Consider the following 6,253-nt stretch of genomic DNA (forward strand, 5'->3'; position numbering starts at 1 on the left):
TCTAGCGCTCCTTCACCTTGTTCAGGTATTTGACGTAGATGTTGGTGATCGCCAGGATCATGATCAGCACGATGTAGGCAAGCGCGCAGGAGCGCCCGGTCTGCCATTCCTGGAACGCCATCTTGTAGAGCCGGATCGAGATCACCTCGGTGGTTGGCTGGCTGGTCAGGATGTAGGCGAGATCGAAGGTCTTGAACGCCTCCATGGTGCGGAAAATGACCGCGATCATCAGGATCGGCGCGACCAAGGGCAGCGTAATTCGAAAGAAGGTATAGAACGAGCCGGCGCGGTCGATCGCGGCCGCCTCGTAGAGGTGCTTCGGCACCGCCGACAGGCCGGCAAGCGACAGCAGCATCACGAACGGCGACCACATCCAGATGTCGGTGATGGCAACCGCGTAGAGCGCCATGTCCGGGTTGGACAGCCACTCGAAGGAGCCGAGGCCGAGCGTATAGTTGATGATGCCGAAGGACGGATCGTAGAGCAGTTTCCAAAACAGGCCGACGACAGCCATCGACAGCATCATTGGCAACAGCAGCAGCGTCGTCAGCAGGCCCTTCAACGGGATATCGCGGTTGAGCAGCAACGCCACGCCGAAGCCGACGATGACCTGGCCGACCACGGAGACGATGACATACTTGGCGGTGATGGCGAAATTCGACCAGATGAACGGGTCGTTGAGCAACTCGCGGTAATTCTGCAGTCCGACAAAATTGGCCGCCGCCGGGCTCGACGCGCGAAAGTCGGTGAACGAATAGCCGAGCGAATAGATCAGCGGAAAGATGTTGAAGACGATCAGGAAAACGATCGTCGGAATGATGAAGAGATTGCGGATCGTGAGATCGCTCATGCCGCGGGCGGCGGAGCGCGAATTGGGATCCAGCGTGGTCATGACTGCAGTGGCCAAGGCCCGTTCCTTCCTTGTCCGGAAAAGAAAACGGAAGGGGCGGCTCCCGCCCCTTCCGAGCGTTAGTGTCGTTTACTTCACGCGGTTGTATTTCTTGAACGTCGCGTTCCAGTCCGCGGCGAGCGAATCGAGCACTTCCTTGGCCGTGCCCTGATTGCCGGTGATGTACGGATAGACGCGCTGGTTCATCTGGATGAGCAACTCGGCATATTCCGGCGTCGCCCAGAAGTCCTTCACCTTGAACATGGTTTCGTAGAAGGCCTTGTTATAAGGCGTGGCGTTCTGGAATTCAGGCGACTCGAGCACCTTGGCACTTGCCGTGTAACCGCCGAGTTCCGCCCATTTCTTCTGCGTATCTTCCTTGATGAACCATTCCAGGAACTTCATCGCCTCTTCCTGATTCTGGGAATAGGAGATGACGGAGATGCCCTGGCCGCCGAGCGCGGCGAACTGGTCGCCGTTCGGTCCTGGAGGGTTGGCGAAGAAGCCGGTGGCCTTGGCATTCGGGTTCGAGGCTTCGTTGATGAGCGCCGGGAAGAAGGCGAAGTAGTTCATGCTCATCGCCGCCAGGTTCTCGGTGATCGCCTGGTTGTCCTCGATGAAGAAGCTCTTGGCCCAACCAGGAGGAGTGAAGGAATAGAGCTCCTTATAGGCCTCGAGCGCCTTGACGTTCTGCTCGGAGTTGATGATCCCGTCGACTTTATAGTTGGCATAGTCGCCAAGTTCGCCGCCGAAGGAGAAGATGGCGTTCTCGACGCCCATCACCAGAGCGTCATACGAGTTGTCGGTGTAGATGGCGACGCCGTAGCGCTTCTCGTCGGGACGGTGGAAGAATTCGGCGATGTCGCGCAGCGCCTTGAAATCCTTCGGCACGTCGAGATCGTAGCCATACTTGGCCTTGAAGGCTTCCTTTTCCTTGGGGTCCTCGAACCAGTCCTTGCGGTAGGACCAGCCGACCGCGTCGCCCTCGGCCGGGATCGACCAGTACTTGCCAGAGTCCGATGGATATTCGGCATAGTACTTGACCGTCGCTGGCGCCATCACCTCCTTCAGATTGTGTTTGTTGAAGAAGTCGGTGAGGTCGACATAGTGGCCCGCCTCGGAAGCCGCGCCGATCCACTGCGAGTCGCCGACCACCATGTCGTAGGCGCTGCCCTTGGCATTGAACTCGGTGAATGCCTTGGTCTGGAAGTCGGACCAAGGCGTGGTTTCGACCGTGACCTTCACGCCGGTCTCGGCCTCGTAAAGGTTGACGAGTTCCTGCAAATAGTTCGCCGGATCCCATTCAGCCCAGAATATGGTGAGTTCCTTGTCCTGCGCGTAGACGGACGTTCCGCAGGCGAGCACTAAGCCGATACCAGCAAGCATGCTGGTCATTGTCTTGCGCATAATGATTTCCTCCCTTGTGCGCATTCTACCTTGTCATGCGAGCCGGCTGCGAGGTCGGCCCTGGTAGTTCCTCCCGTGATGGCGCCATTCCGGTTTTGAGCCTCCTCGCCCAGTCGGAAATGGATCTCAGCCCTCACTTTCGATCTGCTTTGTCAGTCCTGATCTGGTATTACCAATTTCGGACGCGCGTCAAGCTCTTTCTTGGACGATCGCGGACAGCCGTGCAAGCGGACTGCTGCATTATCTGCCTGTTTTCTCTCGATTTTCCTACTCCTTGATACACAGGGGCCTTGTTTCGGCCATAACATTACAACTATTGTGAGTAGCCGGCATTCGAATCTGGTCGAACCAGATTGCCGCTACTCCGCAGCCGTCGCGGGCGTAATTCCGCCTCCTTCGCGCATCGATTCCGCCACCGCCGCACGCACCAGGGCGCCGGCCGCCCACTGCGCGACCGACATCATCTTGCGGCTGTCCAGCCCCCATATGTCCTTCAGCACGATGAGCAGTTCGACGCCGAAGATCAGCGACAGGGCCTGCGCCAGGCGCTTGAATTCGCGTGGCGGCAGCCGGTCCTTGAGCGGTGCGATCGCATCCTTCAACAGGTCGACGCGATGGCCGCGCGTGAAAGCCGGCTCGCCGCCCAGCGTGCCGGCCTGCCGGCGGGCCCACTGGTCGAGCGACAGTTTCAGCGCCGCCTTGAACGTCGCCTCGAAGGCCTCGATGCGCGGCATCGCCGTCTCGAACAGTTCGGCGACCCGGCGCTCGGAATCGGTGGAGCTCGATTTCCAGGTGAGGATCGGCCCGAGCCCCTCGTCGACCACCGCTTGCACCAGTGCCGCCTGGCTCGGGAAGTAGCGATAGGCGGTGGCGCGGGAAACCTCCGCAGCCTCCGCGACCTCGCTGACCGAAGGCGTTGCACCTTCCTGCATCAGTCTCGTCGCCGTTTCCAGCATCAATCGCCTTGTGCGTGCCCGAGCGCCGCGCTCGGCTCCTCGGCCGCCACTGCGATCGGCATCGTCGTTCACTGCTTGTTGACGTGAGACTTTCATATCAATACGATACGCGCGTCTCAAAAAATTGCAATGGCCTGCGCGGCCGGGCAAAAGAGCGGCAGGCAGCGACGCCGAGCGCGCCGGGGAGCGGGAAACGCGATGAAGCGCATCTACGTGGTGGGCACTGCCGACACCAAGGGCGAGGAACTCGCCTTCCTGGCCGACGCGATCACCGCTACCGGAGCCGCTGTCGTGCGTGTCGATGTTGGCACGCGCACTGCCACCGTGCCGGTCGATGTTTCGGCCGAAGACGTCGCCAGCCACCATCCCGACGGCAGCCCTGCCGTGCTTGGCATCGATGACCGCGGCAGCGCGGTCGCGGCCATGGCCATCGCCTTCGCCCGGTTCGCGCAATCGCGCGCCGACATCGCAGGCATGATCGGCATTGGTGGTGGCGGCGGCACCTCGATCATCACTTCAGGCATGCGCACGCTGCCGCTTGGCCTGCCCAAGATCATGGTCTCGACGCTCGCCTCGGGCGATACCGCGCCTTATGTCGACGTCTCCGACATCATCATGATGCCTGCGGTGACCGACATGGCTGGCTTGAATCGGCTGTCGCGAGTCGTGCTGCACAACGCCGCCCAGGCGGTATCAGGCATGGCGGCGAACCCTGCGCCACCGCCCGATGGCAAGCCCGCGCTGGGTCTCACCATGTTCGGCGTCACCACGCCATGCGTAACGGCCATCGCAGACGAGTTGCGCTCGACCTATGACTGCATGGTCTTCCACGCCACCGGCACCGGCGGCCGCGCCATGGAAAAGCTCGCCGACAGCGGGATGCTGTCCGGCGTCGTCGATATCACCACGACCGAGGTCTGCGACTTTCTGCTCGGCGGTGTGCTGCCGGCGACCGAGGATCGCTTCGGCGCCATTGCCCGCACCGGACTGCCCTATGTCGGTTCGGTCGGCGCGCTCGACATGGTCAATTTCTGGGCGCCGCCGACCATCCCGGAACGCTATCGCGGACGGCTATTCTACGAGCACAATCCGAACGTGACGCTGATGCGCACGACGCCGCAGGAATGCCGCGCAATCGGCGAATGGATCGGCGAAAGACTGGGCCGCTGCGATGGTCCGGTCCGCTTCCTCATCCCGGAGAAAGGCGTCTCGGCGCTCGACATCGACGGCGGCGCCTTCTTCGATCCGGAAGCCGATGCCGCGCTGTTCGAAGCCATCGAGCGCACGATCCAGCCGAGCGCCAACCGGCGCATGACCCGCCTGCCGCTGCACATCAACGACCCGGAATTCGCCAAGGCTGCGGTAGCGGCCTTCCTCGACATCGCCAGCAAGTGAGACCTGACAGCATGGCCGCCATCCCGCGCAAGAAGATCCTGGAGAAATTCCGCAAGATGATCGCCGACGGCGTGCCGATCGTCGGCGGCGGCGCCGGCACCGGCCTTTCGGCCAAGGCCGAGGAAGCCGGCGGCATCGACCTCATCATCATTTATAATTCCGGCCGCTATCGCATGGCCGGGCGCGGCTCAGCCGCCGGCCTGCTCGCCTACGGCAACGCCAACGAGATCGTCAAGGAGATGGCCTATGAGGTGCTGCCGGTGGTGAAGAAGACGCCGGTGCTGGCCGGCGTCAACGGCACCGATCCTTTCGTCATCATGCCGCTATTCCTGGCCGAACTGAAGACGATGGGTTTTTCCGGCGTGCAGAACTTTCCCACCATCGGCCTGTTCGACGGCCAGATGCGACTAAGCTTCGAGGAAACCGGCATGGGCTTCGGGCTCGAGGTCGACATGATCGCCGAGGCGCACAAGCTCGATCTCCTGACCACGCCCTACGTGTTCAATCCGGATGAGGCGCGCGCCATGACCACGGCCGGCGCCGACATCGTCGTCGCCCATATGGGCGTAACGACAGGGGGTTCGATCGGCGCGACATCGGCCAAGTCGCTGGACGATTGCGTGCGGGAGATCGATGCCATCGCCGCCGCCGCCCGCTCGGTGCGCAAGGATATCATCCTGCTTTGTCACGGCGGCCCGATCTCGATGCCGGACGATGCCCGCTACATCCTTGACCGCTGCAAGGGCCTGCATGGTTTCTATGGCGCGAGTTCGATGGAGCGGCTGCCGGCGGAAGCGGCGATCGCCCGTCAGACCGCCGATTTCAAGGCTGTCACGCACGGTGGCAAAGAAAAAGAAGGGATGAGACGATGACCGACAAGAGCAAGGTGTTTGTCTATCCGAAGGACGTCAGCGCCTTCGGCTTCGACTGGGGCAAGCTCTCGCTGACGGTAGCGCCCGAAGTGAACGGCGCGGAGCGCTTTTCCGGCGGCGTCGTCGACCTGCCCTCCGGCAAGGGCCACGCGCGTCACAACCATCCGGGTGCGGAGGAGATCATCTTCGTCATCTCCGGCCATGGCGAGCAGATGGTCGAGGACGAGAAGGGCAATCCAGTGGTCAAAAAGGTCGGCCCCGGCTGCACCATCTATGTGCCGGAAAGCCGCTTCCATTCGACGCTGAACACCGGCGACGGGCCCATGCAGCTCTTCGTCGTCTATTCGCCGGCCGGGCCGGAACTGGGCTTGCGGGAATTGCCGGATTTCAGGCTGCTGCCGCCCGGCGGGAGGCATTGATAGCACTGTTCGCCGGTGGCAGTTCGAACACTCTCACCGGTTTGCTGGCAAACCACCTCCGTCCCGGCTTCTGAGGAAACGCGGCTTCTGCGCCGCGGGGCTTTGCCAACTGCGCACTTAAGCCTATGCTTGTATATCGGCCGCTAATTACTTCGGATGCAGCCGACAGTAAGAGGGTACGTACTCTTGCCCGTCTGGGAGAGAGCCATGCCCCAGTCCCTTTTTCGCAACCAGGTATTGAAGGCCCTCTCCCCGGAGGATTTCGCGCTTCTGCAGCCGGCAATGCGTCACGTCGAACTGGGCCTCAAAGCCCAG

6 protein-coding genes are annotated in these 6,253 nt (G+C 61.8%); 3 read left to right on the forward strand and 3 right to left on the reverse strand.

All coding sequences use genetic code 11. The annotated features are described in order from the left end of the window. Position 1: 1 nt before the first annotated feature. From C9427_RS22320 to C9427_RS22330, 3 genes are all read right to left on the reverse strand, one after another. Entirely contained in the window at positions 2-907 is a 906-nt protein-coding gene (locus C9427_RS22320; RefSeq protein ID WP_008874205.1) for a carbohydrate ABC transporter permease, read from the reverse strand. Between the two features lie 72 nt (positions 908-979). After that, positions 980-2,296 (reverse strand): ABC transporter substrate-binding protein, encoded by a 1,317-nt coding sequence (locus C9427_RS22325; RefSeq protein ID WP_107651244.1) that lies wholly within the window; start codon positions 2,294-2,296, stop codon positions 980-982. Between the two features lie 359 nt (positions 2,297-2,655). Continuing rightward, complete coding sequence (locus C9427_RS22330; protein ID WP_107651245.1) at positions 2,656-3,348, reverse strand: TetR/AcrR family transcriptional regulator; 693 nt, start codon at positions 3,346-3,348, stop codon at positions 2,656-2,658. 102 nt (positions 3,349-3,450) lie between these two features. On the opposite strand from C9427_RS22330, the gene C9427_RS22335 reads away from it, so the two are divergent. Genes C9427_RS22335 through C9427_RS22345 form a run of 3 tightly spaced genes read left to right on the forward strand, consistent with a single transcriptional unit; the run spans position 3,451 to position 5,938 of the window. Further along, on the forward strand, positions 3,451-4,647 hold the full coding sequence (locus C9427_RS22335; RefSeq protein ID WP_107651246.1) for a Tm-1-like ATP-binding domain-containing protein: 1,197 nt from the start codon (positions 3,451-3,453) through the stop codon (positions 4,645-4,647). Positions 4,648-4,658: 11 nt separating this feature from the next. After that, positions 4,659-5,519 (forward strand): phosphoenolpyruvate hydrolase family protein, encoded by an 861-nt coding sequence (locus tag C9427_RS22340; protein ID WP_107651247.1) that lies wholly within the window; start codon positions 4,659-4,661, stop codon positions 5,517-5,519. Continuing rightward, positions 5,516-5,938: a cupin domain-containing protein gene (locus C9427_RS22345; protein ID WP_107651248.1), complete on the forward strand. Its 423-nt coding sequence runs from the start codon at positions 5,516-5,518 to the stop codon at positions 5,936-5,938. The genes C9427_RS22340 and C9427_RS22345 overlap by 4 nt, the downstream gene beginning before the upstream one ends. Positions 5,939-6,253: the final 315 nt, after the last annotated feature.

The organism is Mesorhizobium helmanticense, assembly GCF_003034915.1.
GTDB lineage: Bacteria > Pseudomonadota > Alphaproteobacteria > Rhizobiales > Rhizobiaceae > Mesorhizobium > Mesorhizobium helmanticense.